This window comes from Solibacillus sp. FSL W7-1324 (assembly GCF_038008025.1).
Classification (GTDB): Bacteria; Bacillota; Bacilli; order Bacillales_A; family Planococcaceae; genus Solibacillus.
Genome location: NZ_JBBOYH010000001.1, coordinates 1206995 through 1233080, shown reverse-complemented (window position 1 = coordinate 1233080; position 26086 = coordinate 1206995). Strand labels below are relative to the sequence as shown.

At 41.0% G+C, this 26086-nt stretch carries 33 protein-coding genes; 15 read left to right on the top strand and 18 right to left on the bottom strand.

The features are described from left to right. Positions 1–8: 8 nt before the first annotated feature. Both deoB and xerD read right to left on the bottom strand, forming a co-directional pair. Positions 9–1187 (bottom strand): phosphopentomutase, encoded by a 1179-nt coding sequence (gene deoB, locus MKY71_RS05890; protein WP_339198421.1) that lies wholly within the window; start codon positions 1185–1187, stop codon positions 9–11. 141 nt (positions 1188–1328) lie between these two features. Continuing rightward, positions 1329–2231 (bottom strand): site-specific tyrosine recombinase XerD, encoded by a 903-nt coding sequence (xerD, locus tag MKY71_RS05885; protein ID WP_339198419.1) that lies wholly within the window; start codon positions 2229–2231, stop codon positions 1329–1331. A 233-nt stretch (positions 2232–2464) separates the two neighbouring features. Here xerD and MKY71_RS05880 point away from each other — a divergent pair, with 233 nt between their 5' ends. The 3 genes from MKY71_RS05880 to MKY71_RS05870 all read left to right on the top strand — a co-directional run bounded on the left by MKY71_RS05880 (position 2465) and on the right by MKY71_RS05870 (position 4653). Continuing rightward, complete coding sequence (locus tag MKY71_RS05880) at positions 2465–2818, top strand: MerR family transcriptional regulator (RefSeq protein ID WP_445265738.1); 354 nt, start codon at positions 2465–2467, stop codon at positions 2816–2818. A 36-nt stretch (positions 2819–2854) separates the two neighbouring features. Next, positions 2855–4171, top strand: a complete 1317-nt coding sequence (locus MKY71_RS05875) for a hemolysin family protein (protein WP_339175775.1) — start codon at positions 2855–2857, stop codon at positions 4169–4171. 137 nt (positions 4172–4308) lie between these two features. Next, on the top strand, positions 4309–4653 hold the full coding sequence (locus MKY71_RS05870) for a general stress protein (protein WP_340731872.1): 345 nt from the start codon (positions 4309–4311) through the stop codon (positions 4651–4653). Positions 4654–4808: 155 nt separating this feature from the next. Here MKY71_RS05870 and fur read toward each other — a convergent pair whose 3' ends face one another. The 3 genes from fur to MKY71_RS05855 all read right to left on the bottom strand — a co-directional run bounded on the left by fur (position 4809) and on the right by MKY71_RS05855 (position 6460). Next, the gene (gene fur / locus MKY71_RS05865; RefSeq protein ID WP_079525722.1) at positions 4809–5276 is read right to left on the bottom strand and encodes a ferric iron uptake transcriptional regulator; all 468 of its coding nucleotides are present in this window, start codon (positions 5274–5276) and stop codon (positions 4809–4811) included. Between the two features lie 64 nt (positions 5277–5340). Further along, positions 5341–5850, bottom strand: a complete 510-nt coding sequence (locus MKY71_RS05860; protein WP_339175773.1) for a hypothetical protein — start codon at positions 5848–5850, stop codon at positions 5341–5343. Positions 5851–5917: 67 nt separating this feature from the next. Continuing rightward, positions 5918–6460 carry an NUDIX hydrolase gene (locus MKY71_RS05855; RefSeq protein WP_339198416.1) on the bottom strand — a complete coding sequence of 181 codons (543 nt, stop codon included), beginning with the start codon at positions 6458–6460 and terminating at the stop codon, positions 5918–5920. An 88-nt stretch (positions 6461–6548) separates the two neighbouring features. On the opposite strand from MKY71_RS05855, the gene MKY71_RS05850 reads away from it, so the two are divergent. Both MKY71_RS05850 and MKY71_RS05845 read left to right on the top strand, forming a co-directional pair. Then, positions 6549–7439: an aldo/keto reductase gene (locus tag MKY71_RS05850; protein ID WP_339175771.1), complete on the top strand. Its 891-nt coding sequence runs from the start codon at positions 6549–6551 to the stop codon at positions 7437–7439. Beyond that, positions 7436–7918 (top strand): VanZ family protein, encoded by a 483-nt coding sequence (locus tag MKY71_RS05845; RefSeq protein WP_340731871.1) that lies wholly within the window; start codon positions 7436–7438, stop codon positions 7916–7918. The genes MKY71_RS05850 and MKY71_RS05845 overlap by 4 nt, the downstream gene beginning before the upstream one ends. 308 nt (positions 7919–8226) lie before the next feature. Here MKY71_RS05845 and MKY71_RS05840 read toward each other — a convergent pair whose 3' ends face one another. Together MKY71_RS05840 and MKY71_RS05835 are read right to left on the bottom strand one after the other, a co-directional pair. Then, entirely contained in the window at positions 8227–8481 is a 255-nt protein-coding gene (locus tag MKY71_RS05840) for a YqkE family protein (RefSeq protein ID WP_008408065.1), read from the bottom strand. A 21-nt stretch (positions 8482–8502) separates the two neighbouring features. After that, entirely contained in the window at positions 8503–9681 is a 1179-nt protein-coding gene (locus MKY71_RS05835) for an acetyl-CoA C-acetyltransferase (RefSeq protein WP_340731870.1), read from the bottom strand. 177 nt (positions 9682–9858) lie between these two features. Between MKY71_RS05835 and MKY71_RS05830 the strand changes: the two genes are divergently transcribed. Beyond that, a complete protein-coding gene (locus tag MKY71_RS05830) occupies positions 9859–10812 on the top strand; it encodes an alpha/beta hydrolase (protein ID WP_340731869.1) in 954 nt (317 codons plus the stop codon). Positions 10813–10912: 100 nt separating this feature from the next. Here the strand turns inward: MKY71_RS05830 and MKY71_RS05825 are convergent, their stop codons facing one another. Further along, positions 10913–11383 (bottom strand): S-ribosylhomocysteine lyase, encoded by a 471-nt coding sequence (locus MKY71_RS05825; RefSeq protein ID WP_340731868.1) that lies wholly within the window; start codon positions 11381–11383, stop codon positions 10913–10915. A 140-nt stretch (positions 11384–11523) separates the two neighbouring features. Continuing rightward, positions 11524–11745, bottom strand: a complete 222-nt coding sequence (locus MKY71_RS05820) for a YneF family protein (protein ID WP_008408061.1) — start codon at positions 11743–11745, stop codon at positions 11524–11526. Between the two features lie 236 nt (positions 11746–11981). Between MKY71_RS05820 and MKY71_RS05815 the strand changes: the two genes are divergently transcribed. The 6 genes from MKY71_RS05815 (at position 11982) to MKY71_RS05790 (ending at position 15694) form a co-directional block, all read left to right on the top strand. After that, on the top strand, positions 11982–12335 hold the full coding sequence (locus MKY71_RS05815; RefSeq protein ID WP_339175765.1) for a lmo0954 family membrane protein: 354 nt from the start codon (positions 11982–11984) through the stop codon (positions 12333–12335). 12 nt (positions 12336–12347) lie between these two features. Beyond that, entirely contained in the window at positions 12348–12974 is a 627-nt protein-coding gene (locus tag MKY71_RS05810; RefSeq protein ID WP_339198401.1) for a PspA/IM30 family protein, read from the top strand. Between the two features lie 66 nt (positions 12975–13040). Next, the gene (liaF, locus tag MKY71_RS05805; RefSeq protein ID WP_340731867.1) at positions 13041–13715 is read left to right on the top strand and encodes a cell wall-active antibiotics response protein LiaF; all 675 of its coding nucleotides are present in this window, start codon (positions 13041–13043) and stop codon (positions 13713–13715) included. Next, positions 13712–14737, top strand: a complete 1026-nt coding sequence (locus tag MKY71_RS05800; protein WP_340731866.1) for a sensor histidine kinase — start codon at positions 13712–13714, stop codon at positions 14735–14737. Before liaF ends, MKY71_RS05800 begins: the two co-directional genes overlap by 4 nt. Beyond that, positions 14730–15359 (top strand): response regulator transcription factor, encoded by a 630-nt coding sequence (locus MKY71_RS05795; protein ID WP_339175759.1) that lies wholly within the window; start codon positions 14730–14732, stop codon positions 15357–15359. Before MKY71_RS05800 ends, MKY71_RS05795 begins: the two co-directional genes overlap by 8 nt. Positions 15360–15376: 17 nt before the next feature. Further along, complete coding sequence (locus MKY71_RS05790) at positions 15377–15694, top strand: acyl-CoA dehydrogenase (RefSeq protein WP_340731865.1); 318 nt, start codon at positions 15377–15379, stop codon at positions 15692–15694. Positions 15695–16558: 864 nt separating this feature from the next. On the opposite strand, the gene MKY71_RS05785 is transcribed toward MKY71_RS05790, so the two are convergent. From MKY71_RS05785 to MKY71_RS05775, 3 genes are all read right to left on the bottom strand, one after another. Then, positions 16559–16990, bottom strand: a complete 432-nt coding sequence (locus tag MKY71_RS05785) for an iron ABC transporter substrate-binding protein (protein ID WP_340731864.1) — start codon at positions 16988–16990, stop codon at positions 16559–16561. A 28-nt stretch (positions 16991–17018) separates the two neighbouring features. Further along, on the bottom strand, positions 17019–17714 hold the full coding sequence (locus tag MKY71_RS05780; RefSeq protein ID WP_340731863.1) for a tetratricopeptide repeat protein: 696 nt from the start codon (positions 17712–17714) through the stop codon (positions 17019–17021). A gap of 97 nt (positions 17715–17811) precedes the next feature. Further along, positions 17812–18144: a heme oxygenase gene (locus tag MKY71_RS05775; RefSeq protein WP_339175753.1), complete on the bottom strand. Its 333-nt coding sequence runs from the start codon at positions 18142–18144 to the stop codon at positions 17812–17814. A gap of 121 nt (positions 18145–18265) precedes the next feature. Between MKY71_RS05775 and MKY71_RS05770 the strand changes: the two genes are divergently transcribed. The 3 genes from MKY71_RS05770 to MKY71_RS05760 all read left to right on the top strand — a co-directional run bounded on the left by MKY71_RS05770 (position 18266) and on the right by MKY71_RS05760 (position 21934). Next, on the top strand, positions 18266–19708 hold the full coding sequence (locus tag MKY71_RS05770; RefSeq protein ID WP_340731862.1) for a bifunctional metallophosphatase/5'-nucleotidase: 1443 nt from the start codon (positions 18266–18268) through the stop codon (positions 19706–19708). Between the two features lie 138 nt (positions 19709–19846). Beyond that, positions 19847–20377, top strand: a complete 531-nt coding sequence (locus MKY71_RS05765) for a hypothetical protein (protein ID WP_340731861.1) — start codon at positions 19847–19849, stop codon at positions 20375–20377. Positions 20378–20395: 18 nt separating this feature from the next. After that, positions 20396–21934 carry a flotillin family protein gene (locus MKY71_RS05760; protein ID WP_339175748.1) on the top strand — a complete coding sequence of 513 codons (1539 nt, stop codon included), beginning with the start codon at positions 20396–20398 and terminating at the stop codon, positions 21932–21934. Between the two features lie 57 nt (positions 21935–21991). Here MKY71_RS05760 and MKY71_RS05755 read toward each other — a convergent pair whose 3' ends face one another. From MKY71_RS05755 to cobS, 6 genes are all read right to left on the bottom strand, one after another. Next, positions 21992–23062, bottom strand: a complete 1071-nt coding sequence (locus MKY71_RS05755; RefSeq protein ID WP_339175747.1) for a branched-chain amino acid aminotransferase — start codon at positions 23060–23062, stop codon at positions 21992–21994. 141 nt (positions 23063–23203) lie between these two features. Then, a complete protein-coding gene (locus tag MKY71_RS05750; protein ID WP_340731860.1) occupies positions 23204–23878 on the bottom strand; it encodes a hypothetical protein in 675 nt (224 codons plus the stop codon). After that, a complete protein-coding gene (locus MKY71_RS05745; RefSeq protein ID WP_340731859.1) occupies positions 23875–24369 on the bottom strand; it encodes an ECF transporter S component in 495 nt (164 codons plus the stop codon). The genes MKY71_RS05750 and MKY71_RS05745 overlap by 4 nt, the downstream gene beginning before the upstream one ends. After that, positions 24356–24784 (bottom strand): bifunctional adenosylcobinamide kinase/adenosylcobinamide-phosphate guanylyltransferase, encoded by a 429-nt coding sequence (locus MKY71_RS05740; protein WP_340731858.1) that lies wholly within the window; start codon positions 24782–24784, stop codon positions 24356–24358. Before MKY71_RS05740 ends, MKY71_RS05745 begins: the two co-directional genes overlap by 14 nt. Continuing rightward, on the bottom strand, positions 24727–25332 hold the full coding sequence (locus MKY71_RS05735; RefSeq protein WP_340731857.1) for a histidine phosphatase family protein: 606 nt from the start codon (positions 25330–25332) through the stop codon (positions 24727–24729). The genes MKY71_RS05740 and MKY71_RS05735 overlap by 58 nt, the downstream gene beginning before the upstream one ends. Beyond that, positions 25305–26078 (bottom strand): adenosylcobinamide-GDP ribazoletransferase, encoded by a 774-nt coding sequence (cobS, locus tag MKY71_RS05730; protein WP_340731856.1) that lies wholly within the window; start codon positions 26076–26078, stop codon positions 25305–25307. The genes MKY71_RS05735 and cobS overlap by 28 nt, the downstream gene beginning before the upstream one ends. Between the last annotated feature and the right edge of the window lie 8 nt (positions 26079–26086).

Below are 26086 nucleotides of genomic sequence, written 5' to 3'. Positions count from 1 at the left end.
AATCCCCCTTATTTCAGCTCTGATAAAAAGCTTTTGCCAAATTGCGGTGCTGCAATATTAAAATTATCTGCAATTGTTGCTGCAATATCCGCAAATGTCTCACGTAACTGCAGTTCTGATCCTGCAGTAAAGCGTGGTGAGTAGACAATCAACGGTACATATTCACGTGTATGGTCTGTACCAGGGAATGTCGGATCGTTCCCGTGGTCTGCCGTAATTATGAGCAGATCATCTTCTGATAACGCTTCCATAACTTCCGGTAAACGACGGTCGAATTCTTCCAATGCCTGACCGTAACCAATCGGATCACGTCGGTGTCCAAAGTTCGCATCAAAGTCCACTAAGTTCAGGAAGCTGATACCATGGAAATCACGACGAACAACTTCCGCCATTTTGTCCATGCCATCCGTGTTGTTTTTTGTACGAATCGCTTCTGTTACCCCGTCACCATTAAAGATGTCCGAAATTTTGCCGATCGCAATGACATCAAGATTCGAATCCTTCATTTCAGCCATTGTCGTGCGTCCAAATGGTGTCAATGCATAGTCATGACGGTTTGATGTACGTGTGAAATTACCTGGTTCGCCAACGAACGGACGGGCAATAACACGGCCTACTAAAAATTCTGCATCCAATGTCAATTCACGTGCAATTTCACAAATTTTATAAAGTTCTTCTACTGGAATTACTTCTTCATGTGCTGCAATCTGCATTACCGGGTCTGCCGATGTATACACAATAATGGCACCTGTTTCCATATGTTCCGGACCATAATCGTCAATGACAGCGGTTCCACTGTAAGGTAAATTACAAAGAACTTTGCGGCCAGTTGCTTCCTCCAACTTGGAAATCAGTTCTGCAGGAAAGCCGTCCGGGTATACTTTAAACGGAGTATCGATATTCAGCCCCATGATCTCCCAGTGCCCTGTCATTGTATCTTTACCAACAGATGCTTCTTGCATCATGCCGTAAAATGCAGCAGGGTTTTCAGTTTTATTAATGCCTTTAAGTTCACGAATATTCGATAAACCTAACTTCTCCATATTCGGCATATTTAAGCCATTCATTTTTTCTGCGATATGTCCTAATGTATTTGAGCCAGCATCGCCAAATTTATCGGCATCCGGTGCTTCACCGATACCAACAGAATCCATTACAATTACATGTACTTTCTTAAACGGTTGCATAATGCTTTCAACTCCTCTTCTTCCATTCTATTTTACATAAAACGTCTAAACAAAGTAAAGGTCAGACATCCGATTTCACAAGATTTATTTTTAATAGATAAAAGCCAAGCTCCCCATTAGTGTTACGCGATTAGGCCATTTTTAAGCACGAGGATGGAATTGTTTATATACTTCCGATAAACGGGTTTTACTTACATGTGTATAAATTTGGGTCGTTGATATATCCGCATGGCCTAACAGCTCCTGCACTGCGCGCAAATCGGCACCATTTTCAATGAGATGTGTCGCAAAGGAATGGCGCAGCACATGCGGTGTAATTTCTTTGGAAATGCCAGCTGCTGCCGCATGCTCCTTGATGATTTTCCAGCAGCCTTGTCTCGTGAATCTTTTCCCTCTCTGCGTAATGAAAAACGCATCATTTTTCGGTGCAGTACCTAAAAGCTGTGGTCTTGCCTCTTCCAAATACTTTACACAGGCCGAAATCGCACTGCGCCCAAGCGGGATAATCCGTTCTTTTCCGCCTTTACCAAATACACGGACGAAGCCCATTGTCATATGCACATCCTCCAAGTTCAGTTCAATCAGCTCGCTTATACGCATACCGGAACCGTACATCATTTCCAAAATGGCAATATCCCGCGTGCCCTGAGGTTTTTCTTCGGATGGTGCAGTCAAAAGTGCATCAATTTCTTCTATTGATAATACTTTTGGTAATGACAGTTCTTTTTTCGGCATTTCCAAATGAACGGTAGGATCCTGATTCGTCACCTTTTCCCTCAATAAAAACTGATGAAAGGAACGGATTGATGAAATTTGTCTCGAGATCGTCTTCGATGATTTTCCTACTGACCGTAAGCTGTCCAAATAAAGCAAAATATGTTCGCGCATAACGCTATCAAATTCCATGATTCGCTGTTCATGATGAATGTGACGGGCATATGCGACTAAATCACGCTTATAGGATTGTAATGTATTATCAGATAGCTGACGTTCGACTTTAATAAAATGTAGATAATCTTCTATTGAATCTTTTAAAGCTTGCATATAAATCGCCCCTCTTGCATTCTATACATTTATATTACCATTTTCGTACAATTGAAGTGACGTTTTATCCTTCATTCATTCGTTTTTTCGGTGTAGCATATCCTTTCATTTGAATTGCGTCCCATTTACAAAATGTACTATTTACGGTATTCTTGAAAGTAAAACGTGACAGATTGAGGTGATAATTTGGGATCGACAAACTAAAAATCGGAGAGCTTGCCGCAGCAACCGGCGTGACAAAACGAACTATTGATTATTATACAAATTTGGGCCTTCTAAAAGTAGAACGTTCGGCATCCAATTATCGCTACTATGATAAAGAAATGATTGAACGTATTCACTGGATTGAAGAGCAGAAGAAGCTTGGCAAATGCCTCGATGAAATTCATCGCTTACTTGGCCCTTCAAAAGAAGAACCTGAAGAAATCGATGTTCAGGATATTCGATTGCAAATGCGCAAACTCGAACATGATGTAACGGTATTAATGGAGCATTTAGATGACAAAGAGCGGCAGAAACTCCGTAAAAAAGTTTCACCTGAAAGTGTTGCACTCATGCAATCACTATTATTAATTTTAAATAACTAGGAGGTGAACGTTCTACTTCGTGAGTAGAACGCTCGTTTGACCACAATCATTAACTTAACTATTTTCGCGGTTTTAATCGCTTTTACGGCCTTTTTCGTTGCAACGGAATTTGCGATCGTAAAAGTACGTCAATCTCGTATTGACCAACTTGTAGCTGAAGGTAAAGCTGGTTCCATTTCAGCTAAAAATGTAACATCCCACCTTGATGAATATTTATCGGCCTGTCAATTAGGTATTACGGTAACAGCGCTGGGAATCGGTATGGTCGGTGAATCCACATTTGAATTTATACTTCACCCTCTATTCGAATCATTCGGTATCGGTTCAGAATCTATTCATTGGTTTACATTAGGTGGTGCATTCTTTTTAGCGACATTCTTCCACGTAGTAGTAGGCGAACTTGCACCTAAAACAATTGCCATCCAAAAAGCGGAAGCGATTACACTGGCCTTCGCAAAACCGATACAATTATTCTATAAACTTATGTTCCCATTAATCTGGCTGTTAAATGGTTCAGCACGTTTATTATTAAAATTGTTCGGGATGCGACCAGCGAGCGAACATGAACTCTCCCACACGGAAGAGGAATTGCGCCTGCTTTTATCAGAGAGCTATAAATCCGGCGAGATCAATGTAAACGAATTGAAATATGTAAACAATGTATTTGAATTCGATGATAAAATCGCACGTGAAATTATGGTTCCCCGTACAGATATTGTCGGCTTTGATGTAACTGCAACGTTCGAAGAGGTGTTAACGCAAGTTTCAGAGGAACGCTATACACGCTACCCGGTATACGAAGGGGACCGCGATAATATTTTAGGTTTTTTAAATATTAAAGACTTTTTAACACTCGGTATGAACAATCGGATCAAACCGGCGACATTCAAATTGGAAGACTATATTAATCCGGTCGTTCGCACAATTGAAACAACACCGATTCAAAGTCTGCTTCAAATTATGCAGAAAAAGCGCATTCATATTGCGATCCTGCTTGATGAATATGGCGGAACGAGCGGTATGATTACCGTTGAAGATATTCTGGAAGAGCTTGTCGGGGAAATTCGCGATGAGTTTGACGATGATGAAGTTTCAGATATTCGTAAAATCGGTGAAGACCATTATTTAGTCTATTCAAAAGTATTGCTTGAAGATGTTTCTAAACTGCTGTTTCTTGATATTGAAGATCCGAATGTTGATACAATCGGAGGCTGGTACTTCACAAACATGCCGGACCTGAATATTGAAGATACATTTATTTATGAAAACTACGCATTTAAAATCCATGAAATTGATGGCCATCAGCTGCAATTTTTGGAGATTAAAAAAATGCATGATCTCATAGAACAGTAGCCGTTAAAACAACATAAATTCCATCTGTATGCACGTTCTCCTGTCAGCTGAATGTTGCCTGTATGAATCTCTTAACGTTTTAATTGTTAGAGTTCGGGAATAACATAAGTATTCATACAAAGGAGAGTGTATATATAATGGCAATTTTAAAATCAGTAGAAAACGGTGTGCAGGCAAAATCAGTAATCGAATCATTTATTACAGAAGGTTATGACCGCGATCATATTCATGTCTTCGCAAACAGCAATAAACGTGCGGAAGACATTGCCGACTTTTTCAATGTGGATGCGAGCAAAACTCCCGGCACAACGGAAAATGACAAAGGCTTCTTCGCATCGATTAAAAACTTCTTCCAGAGTACTCCGGAAGATCTTCACCATCAGCTTGCTGATATCGGTGTAGGCGAAAATGAACATGCAACTGCAAAGAATGATCTGGATGCAGGTAAGGTTCTTATTGTTGCCCATCATCCGGCGAAATAATTAAAACTACAAAACTCTATTTCTCACATTTGAGGGAAATAGAGTTTTTTGTGTATGTGTAGATGCCCGCCTGTCTTTTATTATTATTAGGCAAATGCAAAAAATCATACAAAAAAAAGAACAGCAAAATTTGCTGCTCTTTTTTTGATTATAGATTATGCATTGCTGTCTCCAGAGTTGTCATTATTATCATGACAACGCCAGCAGATGCCATGGAATGTAAGACGGTGATCTTTGATAATAAAGTTCCAACGTTTCTCCACAATTTCTTCTACATCTTCTAGTAAATCTTCTTGAATTTCATCTACTGCGCCACATTCGATACAAACTAGATGATGATGGAAATGCTTTGCGCCCTCTTGACGTAGATCATAACGGGACACCCCATCACCAAAGTTAATTTTATCGACAATTTTCAGCTCTGTTAAAAGCTCCAATGTACGGTATACAGTAGCCAGTCCAATCTCGGGTGCTTTTTCTTTCACTAATAAGTAAACGTCTTCAGCACTTAAATGATCTTCCTCATGCTCCAGTAAAACCGCTACTGTTGCTTCTCGCTGTGGCGTCAGCTTATAGCTCGCACTATGCAGTTGCTTTTTAATTCGATCAATACGGCTCTCCATATGTGACGCCCTCCTAAACTCTTTTCATTATACCAAATGAGTAAATCTCATTACAAGACAATGATTATTTAAATAAATAAGTAATTGCTAAATTTTCGACTGCAAAAACAATTAGCATTACGACGATCAGGAAAATGATCTTATTCCATGGCATGACCGTTTTCAAGGCTCGTCTACTCGAAGTTTTAGTAGTAATTTGATAGAGCATAATTAAAAGTACACAATATATTAACTGAAATGGAAACCACCAAAATGCATAGAGTTTAATAGATTCATGCTGTACAAGTAAATAGACCGAGCTGAAACCTAAAAACGTTACTTTTATTGCAATAAAAATAAGGCCTATACGCGGCAAATATTTATGTGTCGAAAAGAATAATACAATACTTAAGGCAACTATGAAAGGAACTACACTCCAAAGCAATTCAGGTTTATCCATTTGGAGCAGTCTACGATCACTGTATTTAATAATTTGCTGTACTTGTCCAATATCGAATAACTGATAACAAACTACCCCACAAATGAAACATACGACAATCATCGAAGTATATTGAATATATAGATATTTACGCATTTGGACGCCTCCTTGTCCATACAACTTATGCACATAAATTGTCCTTATGCGTAAACAATTATTGATTTCATTTCATTTTTAATTTCAACCATAAAATCGCAAAAGCGGTTTTGGCATCGTAAATACGACCGTCCGCTACCATCGCTTCTGCTTCTTCCAATGACACTTCCATTAGCTCCACAAATTCATCTTCGTCTAAATCAACCGGAATGTCTAATTTTTTTAACTTTTCTGCTACGTAAATATGGATAATTTCATCCGCAAATCCCGGTGATGTAGCAAAAGCCTGTATAAAATCGAAATGATCCGATGTATAGCCTGTCTCTTCCTCCAACTCGCGGCGGGCCGTTACAATAGGCTCTTCCCCTTTTTCCAGCTTGCCGGCAGGAATCTCTATAATTGAACGTTCCAGCGCTTTACGGTACTGCTCAACAAGTAAAATTTTATTGTTTTCTGTGATGGCAATTACCGCGACTGCTCCTGGATGATTAATAATTTCACGCTTCCCTGTTTCACCATTCGGAAGCGATACATCGTCTACTTTTAATGAAATGACCTTCCCTGAATAGATGGGTTGGGATTGAATTGTTTTTTCTTCAAATTTTTTCATGACCATGCCTCCACTTGTTCTCTTCCTAATATTCATTGTACCATTAGTAGGAGCTATTTCTAAAATATTGAACCAGGGAGGAATTAACATGAAAAAACGACAATTAGGTACAAGCAATCTTCACATCTCTGAAATTAGTTTAGGCTGTATGTCATTACCTCCAAACAAGGCACAAGCAGAAGAGGTCATCCATGCTGCAATTGATGCGGGCATTAATTATTTTGATACCGCAGACCTGTACAACCAGGGCGAAAATGAAAAAGTTGTTGGCGCAGCGCTGAAGCAACACCGCCACGATATTTATTTGGCAACGAAAGTCGGGAATCGTTGGGAAGAAGGAAAGGAAGGCTGGGGCTGGGATACATCCGCAAACTATATTAATAAAGCGGTACGAGACAGCCTGCAACGGCTACAGACGGATTACTTGGATCTTTACCAGTTACATGGCGGTACGACCGAAGATAATTGGGAAGAAATTACCGACACAATGGAAGGTTTGAAAAAAGAAGGATTAATTCGCGAATATGGCATTTCCTCCATACGACCGAATGTCTTCATGCCATTTTTGCAAAATAGTAATGCCATCAGCAATATGATGCAGTTTAATATTTTTGATGAACGCGCAAGCGAATTTTTCGATTCGATTCAACAGACAGGCGCTTCTGTCGTAACGCGCGGATCAATCGCGAAAGGCTTGCTGACAAATGAGTGGCGTACACGTTTAAAATCCTATATGAGCTATGATGAAGCGGCAGCAAAAGACGTACTGCAAAAAATTGAACAGCAATTCGGGGATGTACATGCAGCTGCCCTCGCATTCAATTTACGCTATCCAACTGTTGCTTCAACTGTTATTGGGGCACGTACACTCGCTCAGCTGAAGCAAAATCTGGATGCTTACGAAAAAGCGCAATCGCTGCAAAATATTTCGGAGATCGACAGCTGGACAAAAACCGACCGTTACACTGAACATAGATGAAAAAGTGGATTGTTCTCGTCATCATCGGGATAATCGTTGTCATAGTAATGTCTAACATGAGCTATGAACAGCAAACGATTGTTCCAGCGTTAAAGGATTTGTTGAAAGACAAACCTTTTGAAGAATGGTTAAGCCAGTTTGAAATTCCTTATTGGGGAAAAATTATATCGGTTGAAACACGGGGCTATTTTCAATTTCTTGAGTTTCTTATCCGAAAAGCTACCCATTTCTTCGGATACGGTTTATTAGCGGTCATACTCTATACTTTGTACCGGAAACTGAAGTGGCACTTTCCAATCGTTCTCGCGTTTGTTACAGCTGTAGTAATCGCAAGCCTTGATGAATACCGCCAAAGTATGATTCCGGGTCGCAGCGGCCTTGCAGCAGATGTCGTACTCGACGCATGCGGCGCGTTGACATTGCTACTGTTTGCAAAACTTATTGTTGTTGTATTAAAAAAAGGTAGTGCACAAAAATAGGCAGGCGCAGAAGGAAAAAAATTTCCCTTCATAAGACACTCCAGTTGGTTGGAATAGAGGCGACGACTTCTGCAGGAACAGCACGTGCGGAAAATCCAATGATCTGCGCCTCCGTTTAGGCGCAGATCATTTAGTTGGAGCCGTGCCCGCGGAAAGCGTCCGCCGCAATGGGAATCAACGGCATCGAAGAAAAGGGCATGTTGGAACGAATTTTGTTCCAACATGCCCTTCCTTATAATTGAATGACTTTTTCAGTGCCCTCCAAAAATAGTGTGTTATCTTTTAATATTTAGTATGCAACTTTGCCCTTAAAACTTCGAACCTTTATCACCGTATTGATTTAACAGTTCTTCAAAGCTCATATTTTTTTCACGTTGCTTGCGTTCGAATGCCGCTTTCGCCAGGCGCTCTTCTTCTTTCGCCTTTTCGTCAGCCACCATTTCCTGCTTCGCTGCTTTCAGCTTAGCCAATACATCGCCGCCTAACTGATCGGCCAATGTTGCCGCCTTGTCTTTTGGAAGCTCGAATTCATTTGTTGTTCTTTGCTGTTTCTTTTTTGCCATCGTTTTCACCTACATTTATTATTAGCGCTGTACAATTGTCGCTACACCTTGTCCGCCACCAATACATAATGTTGCAAGACCCAGCTTTGCATCGCGCTTTTGCATTTCATGTAATAATGTGACTAAAATACGCGTTCCGCTTGCGCCGATTGGGTGTCCAAGTGCAATTGCACCGCCATTTACATTTAGTTTATCATGATTGAACGCCAATTCGCGATCAACTGCAATCGCCTGAGCGGCAAATGCTTCATTCGCTTCAATTAAGTCCATTTCATCCAATGTTACATTCGCTTTCGATAAAGCTTTTTTCACTGCCGATACCGGTCCGATCCCCATTACAGAAGGATCGACCCCTGCGCTCGCATTAGCGACGATTGTTGCAAGAGGTGTAAGGCCTAATTCAAAAGCACGCTGCTTTGACATAACGACAACCGCTGCCGCTCCGTCATTAATACCAGAAGCGTTCCCTGCAGTAACCGAACCGTCTTTCTTGAATGCAGGACGTAATCCGTTTAATTTTTCTGTTGTTGTTCCATGTTTTACATATTCGTCTTGTGAAAAAATAACCGGATCCCCTTTACGTTGAGGAATTTCAACAGGGACAATCTCTTCAGCGAATCTGTTTGTCGAAATGGCTTCCGATGCACGGGCTTGGGAACGTGCTGCAAATTCATCCTGTTCCTGACGTGAAATGTCATACTGATTACATAGATTTTCAGCAGTTACGCCCATATGGTAATCATTAAATGCGCACCATAAGCCGTCCTGAATTAATGTATCGATAATTTTTTGATCTCCCATGCGGAAACCTTCTCTTGCGTTTCGCATAATATATGGTGCTTGACTCATATTTTCAAAGCCTCCAGCGACAACAACTTCCGCATCCCCGGCAATGATTGCCTGTGCTGCTAAATGAACGGCCTTTAAGCCTGAACCACATACTTTGTTAATTGTCATCGCTGGAACTGTGTATGGTAAACCAGCTTGGATACTTGCCTGTCTTGCCGGGTTTTGACCTAAACCTGCTGCGAGAACATTCCCCATAATAACTTCATCAACTGTTGATGGATCTAATTCAATACGATTCAATGCTTCTTTTATTACGATACTCCCTAAAGTCGGAGCCGCAATATCTTTTAATGCCCCCTGAAAAGCACCAATTGGCGTACGTACTGCACTTACTATTACAACTTCTGTCATGAATATATCCCCCTTAGTGTGAATGGTCCCTTTGTGAGCAAAGTTAAACTTGCTTAACCCGATTTTATCAAATATTCCGCATTTTTCACACAAAAGTTTCCAATAATAAATAGATACATATTAGTTGATTTATCCTAATAATTCATCGAATATTAAATTAATTAAGGAGTGGTTTTCATGAAAAAACGTACACTGTTTTTATCTGGCAGTATTGTAACAACACTGCTGGCAGCTGCTACAACGATCACTGGTGTCGTGATGACAAATCACATTATGTATATAAAGAAAAAGGACGATGCTTTCATCCGCGAACGTGAAATTGCGGCAAAACGCTTTGATGAAGCTTGGTATGAAGGCTGTCCGAAAGAAATTTTACTGATCGACTCTCCAAATGGCTATAAAATAAGCGGCATCTATTTAAAACCTGTGGAAACAAAAAATACAGTCATCATCTGTCATGGTGTCACTGAAAATAAAATTAACTCGATGCGCTATGCCCGAATGTTTGAACGGCTTGGTTTTAATGCATTTGTATACGATCACCGCCGTCACGGGGAATCTCAAGGAAAAACAACAAGTTACGGCCATTATGAAAAATACGATTTACAGGCAGTTGTGGAGACAATCCGCAATATTACCGGAGAAGATGCCCTACTTGGTATTCACGGGGAATCAATGGGTGCAGCAACGACTCTGCTCTATGCAGGCACATTAGAAGATAATGCGGATTTCTATGTATCCGACTGTGCCTTTTCCAATTTCCCCGAGCTTCTAAAACGCATTTTCGAAAGTGTTGTACCGATCGATTCGAAATACACACTTCCATTCGCCGACTTTTTCATGCGCATCCGCGATGGCTACTCCGTAAAAGAAGTGATGCCGATCGATGCTGTAAAACAAATTCAAAAGCCCGTCCTCTTTATTCACAGTACACCTGATGATTTCATTCCATCCTCCATGACCGAAGAACTGTACGAACAAAAACCCGAACCGAAAATGCTGAAACTGTTTGAAAAAGGCGAGCATGCGAAATCATTCAACGACAATCCCGGTGACTATGAACAAACGGTAGCGAAGTTTCTCCATGACCACGTACCGGCATACCGTAATATAACCGATTCTTTAATATAAGTAATAAGCACTTTCTGTTCAGTTGTTTGAACAGAAAGTGCTTTTTCGTTTGCCGGAAGGAATAAAAAAAGCCCCCATTTAAATGGAGGCCCTCCATCTATTAATCATTAAAAACAATATGCCATTCATCGCGTTTGGCTAAAAATTCTTTTGCCAGCTGTTGCGCACCTTCTAAACTATGGCTTGCCGCCCAACCGCATTGGACTTCATTGCAGGCAGGAACAGAAGTCGCCGCCAACACATCCTGAATAGTCTTTTCTAAAATCGCCAACACGCCTTCATAATCCTCATAATTCATAAATGAGACATAAAAGCCTGTTTGACATCCCATTGGTGAGATATCGACAACCGCGTCACTATGATTGCGGATACGGTCTGCCATTAAATGTTCCAGTGAATGAAGTGCCGGCATTTCCATATGCTCTTTATTCGGCTGCTTAAAGCGGATATCATATTTTGTCACGACATCGCCCTTCGCCCCTTCTTTTGTACCTGCTAAACGTACATACGGTGCGACCACTATCGTATGGTCTAAATCAAAGCTCTCAACATTCGTTTTTTCTGTTGCCATTTTTTCCCCTCCAATACTTACAATCTATATAAGAATAGACTAGATTATTTTTCTTTTCAAACAAAATATTCTGAATTTTATTTTACGGCAAATAAAAACTACCTTCTTCACTCAATAGAATGCGAAAGGTAGTCCAATTATTATTTATCTTGGAATTTGTTCATTTGTGCCATCATTTGACGCACTTGTTTTTCAGACGGTTTACGTCCCATTTGTGCCATCATCACGCGAATCATTTGTTCATTAATTGGCGGGTTTTCTTTTAAATACTTCATCATATATTGACGAGCTGCGTAGAAACCAATTGCCACGCCCCCGATAAGAGCTACGACGATAAGTGTAATTCCTAACCATAAAGCCATTTTGTCCAACCTCCTCCACTACTTATGTACCGAGAAAAACTCTCCATCAAGCATTATACAATAAAAGCTATTCCGTTTCTATATATTTTCACTCTCCTGGCAGAAGTTAAGTCATGAGAATAGCTGTCTGAGACCGTCTCAGCCTCGAGACCTAGATGAAAATACGGTAGCAGGTCGTTATCGAATTTTTAAATTCACGGTAACATGAACTTATCAACGACAAGGAGGAACACATAATGAAAAAGTTTTTCTTATATTCAGCGGCTTTTATTACAGCGATCATCGCACTTTGCCTGCTCGCACCAGTAGCCGGGTTATTAATCTCGGGAGCACTTCTGGCAGCAGGTCTGCACTATTACACAGAAAGTAAATCTACTTTCGGAAAAGTAATGAGTCTGGTTGTCGCTTTAGCCGGTTTAGTAAGTGCCTTATCAAACATCCCAGGCTTTATCGGTTTAGCTGCAATCGGTGTCTTATTTTATCTTTACAAAAACCGAAAAAACGAAAAGATTGAATTTTTACCAGGCAAAAAAGAGGAAGAAGATCCATTTACAAACTTTGAACGCGAATGGGCAAATTTAAACAAATAGGAGCGATGGACAATGAGAAATTTATTTACAAAATTTAAATATTCAATTCAGGCGGATTTACATGAGATGTTTGACAAAAAGGTCGATAAAAACCCGATTAAAATGCTGAACCACTACATTCGTGAAGCAGAAAAACAAACTGAAGAAACGGGCAAATTGCTTGCACGTCAGGCTCAGCTTAAAAAAGAGCTGGAAATCCAACTTTCACAAACAGTTGAAATGCTTGAAAAACGTGAAAAACAGCTAGTACTGGCTCAGTCAACTGGGGAAGCTGAACTGATTGCGTTTGCACAGGAAGAAGTAACGGCTTACACTGCGAGAAAACACGCTCTTCTTTCAAGCATTGATGCTGCGAATACGGAATATTTTGCACTGGAACGCAAATTCGAAACAATGAAACATAAAATCAAAGATATGAAAGTGCGCCAGCTTCAGCTGATGGGCAAAGAAAATGTCGTGCGTGCCAACCACCAGATGGATAAAGTTCTCACATCGGACAATGCCGGTAATTTTGATGAACTATCAACGTATATTGATGAATTATCTCAAAATATCGAGCGTAAATATGAAGTAACCTCTTTTGAAGCTCGCTTGGCACAGCTTGAAAAAGAACAAAAGCTCATAGAACAGCCAAAATAATGATATAATGCGTAAAGGAGAAGGCATCGTGCTTTCTCCATTTTGCACGTTATAGGGGGAGGCACTATGCCGAAAATTACATCAGATCAGCTTGCGATTATCGCGATTAGTATGGCACTTGTCGTATTGATTGAATTGACTCTTTTCAATAATGGCACTGTGTTTTTACTGATTTTAGGTGCACTGTTTCTATTTTTCAGCTTTAAAAAGAAGAAACGGTACTTATTATGGACGGGACTCATTCTATTATTCTTTGCTATTATTAATATTTGGACACTGCGCCTTTTAATCATCGGTGTGCTAGTCTTTCTTTTATACCAATACTTAACGAAAAAAGAGCAAGTGATGGAAATCAAAAGCCACTTTGCCAATACATCAAATCAAAATCAATTAATCGGCACAACGGGTGCTCCGACAGAAAGCTATCATTGGAAAGACGTTCATATTCAACGTTTTATCGGCGATATTACAATCGATACGACCGAAACGATTTTACCAAACGGAAAATCGATTATTGTCATCCATCAATCTCTTGGAAAGGTACGGGTTATCGTACCTTATGAAGTGACGATTCAGCTGCATTACTCCACTTTATATGGTGAAGCAACATATTTGGACTATGCGCCAAAGCAATGTATTAATGAACAGCTCCGTTTTGAGGATGGAGATATGGATGCAAAACGTGTCCTAGTTATTTATGTGACATCTTGGATTGGCGATGTGGAGGTGCAGCGCGGATGATTGCCTTTATTTTACGCTTTTTTATACTGATGATGGTTTTTGCAACATTTGCCATGAATATCTTCATTTTCCTGCTCGGCCAACCGCAAGAAGAGACTTGGCGCTTTTTATGGGAAAACGATGATTACTCATTACCGATTGTCGCCGTGATCGCCATTATCGCAACAACGACGAGCTTTTTTATTTCGTTATGGATTTCAATCGCATTAAAAATGAAAGAAAATCAGATGACCCGCATTGTGAAAAAAGTGGCGGAGCCTGATTTCGCACAAAAATTCAAAAAAGCGAATGGCTCATTAAAAAAAGCTTTGCGTGAGACGAACGAATTAATCGAAACACAGCGGACCTCTTTACAGCGGCTTTCCAATGAAAAAGTGGAAACGAACGACGCCATTGTTCAGGAGCGGCTTCTTGCAGAACGTCAGCGGCTTGCACGTGAACTGCATGATTCTGTATCCCAGCAGCTGTTTGCGGCTTCCATGCTTCTCTCCGCGCTTACAGAACAGCGACAAGATGAATTTGCACAAAAGCAGCTGGGGCAGGTGGAAAAAATCGTCCAGCAGGCCCAGCTCGAAATGCGCGCATTGCTACTTCATCTGCGACCGGTTGCCCTGCACAATAAAAGCTTGGCGGAAGGTTTAGAAGACCTGATTGTAGAATTACAGGAAAAAGTGTATTTCAATATCGACTACCAAATCGAAGAAATCGCTTTATCGAAAGCGGAGGAAGATCATCTATTCCGAATCGCTCAAGAAGCTTTGTCGAATACGTTACGTCACGCGAAAGCAACGGAAGTCGAACTGTTATTGATCGCACGCGACCAGCTGGCGATTTTGCGCATTCAGGATAATGGTCTCGGCTTTAATATGGATGGCGATAAAACGACTTCTTACGGCCTGCGCAATATTGCCGAACGCGCTGTCGAAATTGGCTGCACATATAAAATTGTCTCTGTACCGGATGAAGGAACAATTGTCGAAGTGAAAGTTCCGCTCAAAAAGGAGGAACAAATGAATGATTAAAGTTGTCATAGTAGATGATCACGAGATGGTTCGAATCGGGGTTTCCGCCTATTTATCGGCACAACCGGATATCGAAGTCATCGGTGAAGCGACGAACGGCGAGGAAGCGATTGAAACAGTGCTCTCGCTAAAACCGGATATTGTGCTGATGGATAATGTGATGCCGATCAAAACGGGTGCTGAAGCGACTGCCGAAATATTGGCACAGTGGCCGCAAGCTAAAGTAATGATTGTCACGAGCTTTATCGATGACGATAAATTATACCCGGCCCTTGAAGCAGGTGCTGTCAGCTATATTCTAAAAACAAGCAACGCCAAACAGATTGCCGATGCGATCCGGAAAACGATGGCCGGGGAAACCGTTCTTGAACCGGAAGCAACGACGCGGGTAATGGCCCGTATGCGCGGAACAGCCCCTGCCCTGCATAACCATTTAACAGACCGGGAAATGGAAGTATTATTGTGTATGGCGCGCGGCCTTGCCAACCAGGAAATTGCGGAAGAACTGTTTATCGCATTGAAAACCGTGAAAACCCATGTCAGCAATATTTTAAGTAAACTCGAAGTGCAGGACCGTACACAGGCTGTCGTCTATGCATTTCAAAATGGCTTAGTAAAGTAAGGTAAGGAGAATTTTTCATGACATTTACGTACGAAAACTTTGCAAAAGACGGGACACTTACATTACTGGACCCGCTCTTCACGCTATTGCTTATTTTCTCAGCTTTGTTTATCATTGTGCTGCTGCGCTTTGCGATCAATCCGAAAATCATGCTGTTTATTGGTGCGCTCATTATTTTATTAAGTGCACAACTGCAGTCGATTGGTGGGATTTTGGCGGATGAGCTGAATTTAGTGAGTTCATCGAAAAACTTTTACATTTTTATTGTGATCGCTGTGATTTGGGTTGCGATGATCGTGTTTGCGTTTGTGAAAGATAGAAAAAAGAAGAAGTGATAATTGGATTGGGGTTGTCCTGAAGTTATGTCTATAACTTTGGGACAGCTTTTTTTGGGGCATGGGGTGTTGGGGTGTTGGGGTGTTGGGGTGTTGGGGTGTTGGGGTGTTGGGGTGTTGGGGTGTTGGGGTGTTTGATTTATTAGAACTTTTTTGGGTTTATTAGAAGATTTGTGTGGCTTATTAGAACTTTTTACAGGGATATTAGAAGTTCCACCGGTTTAGGGCGAAGAAATGGTCTAAGTACGGTTCCACAGAGGCTATGGTGGTCACCGGGGTAGTTATATTAGAACTTTTTCGGTTTTATTAGACAATCCGACTGACTTATTAGAACATCTGGCCGCGTTATTTGAAGAATGAAGCTGCTTATTAGAAGATTGGGGACATATATTAGAAGTTCCGAGATATATTAGAACTTTTCAGATTTTAATAGAACTTCCAGCATGGATATTAGAACTTTCAGCGCTTTTTTGGGCTTCGGTATGCTAATGGGTGCACATCTCCACATATTAGAAGATTTGTTTTGGCTTTTTAGAACTATATTAGAAGTTCAGCCGGTTTATGGCGAAGAAATGGTCTTTATACGGTTCCACAGAGGCTATGGTGTGCACCGGGGTAGTTATATTAGAACTTTTTCCTGTTTATTAGACAATCCGACTGACTTATTAGAACATCTGACCGCGATATTCGAAAATCGGAGACACTTATTAGACAATCCACAACTTATATTAGAAGATCCATAACATATTAGAACTTTTCAGATTTTATTAGAACTTCCAGCACGGTTATTAGAACATTTCCGTCCCACACAAAAAAGCTCACGTCCCGCTTTCTTCCCCAAAGCGTTCGTGAGCCCTTCCCCTATTATTTCAAATCATTCAATATCGTAAACAGCGGTTTTTTCGCAGCGAGCAATTGCTCATGTGCCCCACTCTGCTGTTCCGCGCTTTCCGCTTCATAAAATGCAGCTAATGCCTCATCGATTTGTTGATAGGAATCAAACAGGTTTGCATCATCCACTTTTTTATTGCCGAAAATATCGATGAACATGCTCAGCTGATATTGAAAGTTTTTCTCGTACATTGTCAGCACATGCTTATTGTCATCAATCTCCACTTCATCGTTCAATATATACGTTTGGAAATCCACCAAATCCGTATACGCTTTTTCCAGCTCTACCGCATATTGAGCCTCTTTTTCATTGCCTTTATTCCAATCAAGAATCTGAATAAAAATAAGTAAAAATAGAATGATCGTTAAGTATATCGAAATACCTTTCCAAGATAAAAACTTCATGCTTGTTCCCCCATCTGCCGGTGCTTCGTTAATTGAAAAGATATTCTTTCAAGTTTTCCAATGTGGAATCAATGCCTGAACGCAGTGATACTTGATCTTCGCGACAATTCTCGATTGCTTTTTCAATTGCAATTAACGCGTTTTCCAAAAACGGTTCGGCATTCAAATCTTTGTATAACTGTGTTAAAATGAGCGCCTTATTCCAGTACCATCTTGCGTTTTTCGGATCCATATCGATTGCCCGCTCAATATAAACCATCACATCAAACGGCGACCAGTTAAAGCGGTTCATCGTCTGCCCTGCAATCCCGTAATACAAAGCCTTATTTGGCTGATGCTTCACCGCTTCCATAAAGCAATGAACACTTTCATCATAATGGTGCGCCATTAAAAAAAGATGTCCCTGTACATAAAACGACTCTGCTTTCCGTTCAGCCTCCGCTGTCCGAGCATCCTGTTCCAGCTGTTTCACTTTTTCCGAGAACTGCTGTTCATCCTTAATCGCACGCAGCTGTTCAACTTCGTCATTTTCCGGGTAGCTTTCATTCGCACGTTCGACACTTTGCGGAATCTGTGCAGTCGGCTTCGGGAATTTTTCATACTCGTATTTTTCAAAGATACTTAAAAATTGCGTTGCCTGATCATTTTCGCCACTCTGACGTTTCGCTTCTTCATAGCATTTCAAAAACTGTCCGTCATAAAAAAACTGCACCATGTTCGACATTAAAAACACCTTTCTGTTTTTCATTCACAATTTAATAACTTCTATGTATGTATAGCATAAAGGTGCCCTAACGGAAACATTAGGACACCTCTTAACACTATTTTGAGATTGTGCCTGCTACTTCGGCAATCACGATTTCTGAACCTAGCATTGGTGATTCGCCTTGGTGGTGGCCGCCGCCTTCACCTTCTGATGGACGTTTATGTGATTGTTTGAATGCATCACTTTCACGCCATACAGAAAAGTTTTCTTTTGAATCCCAGTACATCACAACGCTCATTTCATCATATTCTTCAAATTGCGTTGAAACTAATACTTCTACTTTTTGGAAACCTTCGAATTCTTGTAATGGACCTGGTTGTACAAATTGTGGTGCCATTTTTTCAGCAAACCCTTTTTTTACTTTAATACGGTTTGTTACTGTAATCATAATTACCAACTCCTATAAATTAGCGTAATTGCTTCTATATTTATTTAATCACTTTCGGAACTGTTGCGCAATAATTCACGCTATAATAAGGAAAATGAAATTATTAAAGGAAGTTTTCTCAATGAAATTTACTATTATTGCGACGAGCGATATCCACGGTCATACCGAACGCTTTTCACAGCTTGCGCAAATGATTTCTGCCAGACAGCCAGCACTGTTAATCGATAATGGCGATTTTTTGCATGGCAGTCATTTAAGTTATTATTACGATTATATTATTCAAGAACAGCACCCGCAAATTGAGCTTGCGAACACCCTTGGCTATGATGTTGCCGTTTTCGGGAACCATGAATTCAACTATTCTCCCGAGAAAATCCAATCGATCCGCAACGCCACTAATTTCCCGTGGATCGCCGCCAATATTCCAGGGTTTGCCGAACCATATTTTATTAAAGAAATAAACGGGCTGCGCGTTGCTGTCATAGGGGTCGTGACGCATTTCACAAAAAACTGGGATGAATGTGGATCGACAAAGCATCTGCATTTCGAGAATGCTTTTGAAAGTGCGAAAAACACTGTAAAGCATGTTCGCGAGGTTGAACAGGTACAGATGGTCATTTTAAGCTATCACGGTGGTTTTGAACGGGATCTTCATAACGGGCATCTAATCGATCTGGAACAAGGAGAAAATGAAGGCTATCGTATGCTGCAAGAAATAGAAGGCATTGATCTCTTCATTACCGGGCATCAGCATTTGGAAATGGCTACAGTACAAAATGGTGTCGCAATAGTACAACCTGGAGCAAATGCACATTGCTTCGCGCAAATCGATGTCACGGTGGATAACGGTACATTTTCTTTTGAACCTTCTATCGTTCAAGTGGATTCCACATTAACAATGCAGTCTTTTCCCGATTTTGATGCGTGGAAAAAACAACAAATCGGAACGGCTGGTGAAGCGCTGACTTATACGGACTTTTTTACACCCCGCATGAAAATGACCACTTATACACAGTTGCTTCACGATATGCAGCTCCATTACACGGGCGCTCAAATTTCGGTCATCGAATTGCCGTACCATGCAAAAGGCGGCTTTCCGGAAAAAATAACCCGTGAAGATGTTTTACATAACCTCCCCCGGTCTACCCGACTGCTCGTCATCCGAATGACCGGAGCCGAAATCCGCCGGGCGATTGAACAAAGTGCCGCTGTCTTTGCGCTCAACGATCTGGGAGAAATCGATTTTAGCATGAACGTCTACTATCCGGAGCCTCAGCCGTATATTTATGATCTGTGGGGTGGCATTGATTACATAATTGACTTATGTCAACAAACAGGTCAACGCGTCACGAAGCTAGCTTTTGAAGGAAATCCAATTCAGGATAATGAAATTTTTGAAGTAGCGGTCAATAGCTACCGTGCAACAGGTGCACATAACATGCAGATGTTTAAAAAACCGCCTATTCGTAAAACCGATCAATTCATTCCCGATTTGATGATGGAGTACATAGAACAGAACAGTCCGCTAACGGTTCACATCAAAAACGATTTCCAAATGAAATAAACCACTCTTCCTCCAAGATGTATGTCAATCACTTTGAATTGGCATACATTTTATATTTTTCGGAAAATAATAAATTTTTTTGAATCTTTTTTCCATTTCATCCGTAAATTTATTAAATAGCAATAAGGAGGTGGCAACTTGTTTGGTTATTCCATTGAAACCATTTATTTAATCATCTTAATCGTTATTGGGTGTTGCACTGTTCTTTACTTATTTTTTGCAGATGTTGCGGATGTGTCCATCGATGGAACACCATTTTTTGACCCGGCTGTTATCCTTTCATTTATAACGTTCACATCGGCTGCGGGCTATTTGCTGGAACAGTTTACCGGCTTAACGAGTATCATCATATTCATCATCGCCCTTATAATTGCGAGTTTATTGACAGCACTTATATATTTTTTCCTGCTCGTTCCATTACGTTCAGCAGAGGTGTCCCTTGCCTATACGGAAGAATCACTTGAAGGTCAGGTCGGAAAAGTGATTGTGCCTGTTCCTCTTGATGGTTTTGGGGAAATAGTGATTGAAACGGCAAACGGTATTATTTCAAAGCGTGCAGCAAGTTTTCATCGAGTAGAGATTCCGTATGACACGCAAGTTTTAATAATTGAGATGCAGAGTGGTACAGCAATGGTCGCGATTTATGAGAAAGAAGAAATTCAATTTTAGAAACAGGGAGGAAATTTTATGTCAGGTTTGGCAGGGATATCAGGAATTTTACTAACAGTGGGGGTAGTTGTATTTCTAATTGTCGCTCTTGTAGCCGTCTATATTATGAAATATCGCACAGCTGGTCCGGATGAAGCATTAATCGTAACAGGGAGCTATTTAGGAAGCAAAAATGTACATACCGATGATTCAGGAAACCGCATCAAGATTATTCGCGGTGGTGGTACATTTGTATTCCCGGTTTTCCAACAGGCAAAACCACTTAGTCTACTTTCAAGTAAACTCGAAGTAACAACTCCGGAAGTTTATACAGAGCAAGGTGTTCCGGTTATGGCGGATGGTACAGCAATCATCAAAATCGGTGGTTCAATTTCGGAAATTGCCACTGCTGCCGAGCAATTTTTAGGAAAAGATAAACAGGAACGCGAAAGTGAAGCGCGTGAAGTACTTGAAGGTCACTTACGTTCGATTTTAGGATCGATGACTGTTGAAGAGATTTACAAAAACCGTGATAAGTTCTCGCAGGAAGTACAGCGTGTCGCATCACAAGATTTAGCGAAAATGGGCTTGGTCATCGTATCATTTACAATTAAAGATGTTCGTGATAAAAACGGCTATTTGGATTCTCTAGGTAAGCCGCGAATCGCACAAGTGAAACGTGATGCCGATATCGCAACTGCTGAAGCAGATAAAGAAACACGTATTAAACGTGCACAGGCGGCTCAGGAAGCGCAACAGGCTGAATTAGAGCGTGCTACTGAAATTGCGGAAGCCGAGAAAAATAATCAGTTAAAAGTGGCTGAATACCGCCGCGAGCAGGATATCGCAAAAGCTCGTGCCGACCAGGCATACGAACTGGAATCTGCACGTGCGAAACAGGAAGTAACCGAACAGGAAATGCAAGTACGAATCATTGAACGTCAAAAGCAAATTGAATTAGAAGAAAAAGAAATTCTACGTCGTGAGAAGCAATACGATTCAGAAGTTAAGAAAAAGGCGGATGCGGATCGTTATGCGATCGAACAAAACGCAGAAGCGCAAAAACGTAAAGAGCTTGCACAAGCAGATGCGGAGAAATACCGGATTGAAGCACAGGCACAAGCTGAAGCGGAACGTATTCGTTTAGATGGTCTGGCGAAAGCCGATGCAGAGCGTGCACAAGGTACGGCAGAGGCAGAAATTATCCGTCTGCGCGGTCTTGCGGAAGCTGAAGCGAAAGAGAAAATTGCAGAAGCGTTTGAACAATACGGTCAGGCAGCTGTCCTTGATATGATTGTGAAAATGTTACCGGAATACGCAAAACAAGTTGCGAGCCCACTTTCTAATATCGATAAGATTACCGTTGTGGATACAGGTGGCGGTGCAAACGGTGGTGCCGGTAAAGTGACGGGTTATGCGACTGATCTAATGGCCGGTTTACAGGAAACATTAAAAGCTTCTTCCGGTATTGATGTGAAGGAATTGATTGAGACATATGTCGGAAAAAATGCTTTTGAAAAATCGGCAATCATTCCTCGCGAAGACTTTTCACGCGTTGAAGAAGTCCTTGAAAAATAATTAATACAATAAAAAATACAGCCTCTTCCATAACGGAAGGTGCTGTATTTTCTTTTATTAAATCTTAACCGTCCAGCCGAACGGATCTTCAACTTTACCGTATTGGATGCCTGTTAATGTATCGTAAAGCATTTGTGTTACTTCACCGATTTGGCCGTTGTTGACAGTAATGATATCATCCAGCCACTTCAGCTCCCCTACCGGAGAAATGACAGCTGCTGTACCTGTACCGAATGCCTCTTCCAAAGTACCGTTTTTAGCCGCTTCTACAATTTCCTCAAAAGCAATTGCACGCTCTTCAATCGGAATGTTTTTTGATTTTAATACTTGAATCATTGAATCGCGAGTAATCCCAGGTAGAATACTGCCGTTTAATGCCGGAGTAATTACTTTTCCTGAAATTTTAAAGAAGATGTTCATACTGCCTACTTCTTCTACGTATTTATTTTCCTTGCCGTCCAACCATAATGTTTGAGAATAGCCTTGTTGTGCAGCAATTTCAGAGCCTTTTAAGCTCGATGCATAGTTGCCGGCTGTTTTTGCTTCACCAGTACCGCCAACTACGGCACGTACGTAGTGCTGTTCTACTAAAATTTTAACCGGGTTAATGCCTTCTTTATAATAAGAGCCAACTGGTGACATGATAATCATAAATTTATAGCTATTCGCAGGATTTACACCTAAATAGCTTTCTGTCGCAATAATGAATGGTCGAATATATAGAGATGTACCTGGAGCTGTTGGAACCCACTCACGATCTACTCGAAGTAATTCTTTTAATGCTTCTAATGCAAAGTCCTCATCAATCGGTGGAATGCAAAGACGTGCATTGGAAGTATTTAATCGTTGGAAGTTACGGTCCGGGCGGAATAACTGGACTTCCCCATCTTCTGTCATATATGCTTTCAGACCTTCAAATACTGCTTGTCCATAGTGGAATACCATCGCAGCAGGGCTTAATGTAATCGGAGCATATGGTGTAATTGTCGCATTATGCCATCCTTTTCCATCTTCATAATCCATAACAAACATATGGTCAGTAAAAATTTTACCAAAACCAAGCTGTTCTGCAGGTGTCTTCTGTTTTCTATTTGTTGATAACTCAGTTGTAATTTGGTATGTTGTCATAATTTCATGCTCCTTAACTAATTTAAGTTGATACACTTTATCATACCATGTTATTTTTAGAAAATTTAGTATTTTTTAATTTTAGACAAAAAATATTTTTTTCTAGCAGTTCCATTAGTTTTCGAGCAAATTTCTACGCAATCATTTTTCCGTTTTCAGAAGTTTTCTTACAGGTGCTGTCATTTTTGCTTTAAACTGTTCCGCTTGCTCTTTTTTCACAGCCACCAGCACTGCACATGACGGGCCTGCCGAACTTGTTAAATCCGCATCTGCTGTATAATTTTCACCGGCAAAACGGATTATTTCGGCCCCGATTCCTTTAGAACCAGTTGGCCATATTGCTTGGATCCAACCGCTATTCAGTCCTTCGTACAACTCATTCAACTGAGCGATTTTCTTTCGGTTTTCCATCACATCATTTCCGACAAGCGGTTCACCGACAACATAAAACTCGCAATTGTTTGTATTTCGTTCAAATTTCTTTTTTCCTAACATCGTGAGGGAAACCGCTGATTGTAGCGACTGGAAATTCGTTTCACTCGAACCCATTAACGGCGGCATCTCCAGCCCCATTTCGGAAAATGCCTTTTTAAACCCCAGCTCATATTCTGGCCAAACATCATCGCCCGAAAAGTTGGCCATTACTAACTGAACAGGGATGGCACCCGCGCAAAGCTGCTCCAAAATAGCTGTACGTGCTGTAAAATAAGCGGTAATTTCATTTGGCACCTGGACAATGTCTTGCTCTTTTGTACCGATACAGCCCGAATTATCAATCGATACGACTAATCCATTCACCTCAATCGCATTTCTCATACATTAACCCCTACTCGCTGCACGACCGTTTTCATTACAGGCATGACAACTACTGCAATCAGACAGTTCACAGCTGTCGCAATGGTTAAAGAGGCAAGTGAGCCAATGTAGAATGCCGGAGAAATTATAAAATAAAATGGAATCGGTGCAATGATACCATTTGCGATGATTACAAAGATCCATTTTAATAGATGAAGGCCTTTTCGATGCATCTTCGCAAATACCGCAACGATCATAAACATTTCCGCTGCGATTAACAGATGTAAAATGCCGAGTGGAAAACCGGATGTAAGACCTGTCGCGATATGACCGAGTGCCCCTGCCGCGCCTGCAAAAACAGGCGGTAGGAAGATTGCGCTAATAAGAGCGGGTGCAGAATCGAGTGCAGCTGTTCCTACTATCCCTACCGGTACTTTAATAAAACTCCCAATCACACAAATTGCCGCAATTAATGCTGTTAAAATGATTAAACGTAATTTAGTCTTGTCCATGAGAATCTCCTTTTAAAATTTGTGGGATGCCGTACCATACACGAATAACTGTCTGTGCTTCATTACAAAGCATCTGGTATAGCCGGCCGCATGTATCTCTTAATTGCCGTGCTTCTTTTTCCAGTGGTACTACACCGCGGCTTGTATCCGTACAAACACAAAACAGTTCTGCCCGTTCGGCAATTTGCAGCATCTGTTCGAAAATCTGCCGGGCAGCCTTTTCTTCCGGTTCATCGAGATACGGTAAAATGATCTGTTCAATATTACTGATTATGTAGCGCTCGTTTTCATTTATATTTTCCATATTTGGCAAATACCCTTCACAAACAATCAGCTCTTTTCCAGGTAACTGTTCGATCAGTTTTTCTGTATATTTTCGTTTACCGTTATGTGCGCCTCCGAGTATAACGTACATCTCGCACCTCCTATGAGTTCATCGATCGTTTCCCAGCCAAGTGTATAGATTGTTCTATGATTGGCGATTGTTTGCTGGAAGGATTGCTCCTTCGCCCCATAAACGGCAAGTAATAATCGAATTACGCCTCCATGTACAATGAACGTATATTCTTTCTTTTCCTTTACGATGCTGTGAAAACCGTCCAGTACACGCTGCTTGAAGCGGTCAAACGTTTCTCCGTTCGGAATCGGGTTTTCAAGAGGGTCGTCAATCCAGGCCCGGTATGTTTCATTATGCTGTAATTGTTCATATGTACACATTTCAAAATCCCCAAAATTCAGCTCACGCAATTCCTTTGATGCGATAAATTCAGCATCCGGAAAATAACATTGTGCAGTGTCACGGCATCTCCGCAAATCGCTCCCGTAAACGATGCTAGGGTGTAGATCAATCTCAGCCTCCACTTTGTGTAATATCGGCTCATCTTTCCAGCCAATATATTTGCGATCCAAATTCGCTTTCGTCTTTTCGTGCCTGATTAAATGCACAGTAATATCGTTAGCCATAGAACAACCTCCAAACCTTCACCGAGTGCTCCAAGTAAATCACCTGTCACACCGCCAAAATGTTTTTTTGACCACTTGCGATAAATTACAACAGCCATCAGCATCACTACGATTAAAATAAACAGACTGAAAATGCCAATGTAAAACCAGCATGCAAATGCCAAGAGAGTTTGAACACCGATTAAAACAGCGAGTTTCTTTTGAATGACGATTCCTTTAAAATATGCAGCGAGTCCTTTTTCCTTTGCAGGCTGCACTGTTAAAAAGTAGAATAGCATACCCATTCTTGCTAAAAAGGGAATGAAGATGAGAAACGGTACAATCGCCAATTGCCCATGCAACAGCATTTCATAAATAACACCGATTTTTATTACGAGTAAGCAAAACACACTAATAACCCCGAACGCGCCTGTCCGCGGATCATCCAGTATTTCCAGCCGTTTCTCCTTTTCTCCATAGGAAAAGAACGCATCGCTCATATCGATCCATCCGTCCAAATGCAGCCCACCCGTTAGGACAATCAATCCGATAACAATCAATATCGCCAACAGCAGCTCCGAAATCTCACTATAGCGAGTTAGAATCAATACACCACTACTAATTATGGCACCGATCAGCAATCCGACAATCGGCAAAAATCCGTACATCCATGTAACAGACTTGGCATTCATATCCAGCTGTTTTTTTACCGGCACTGCCGAAAAAAACTGCCACGCCAATAAAAAACCGCTCCAGCTATTTTTCAACCTGCTTC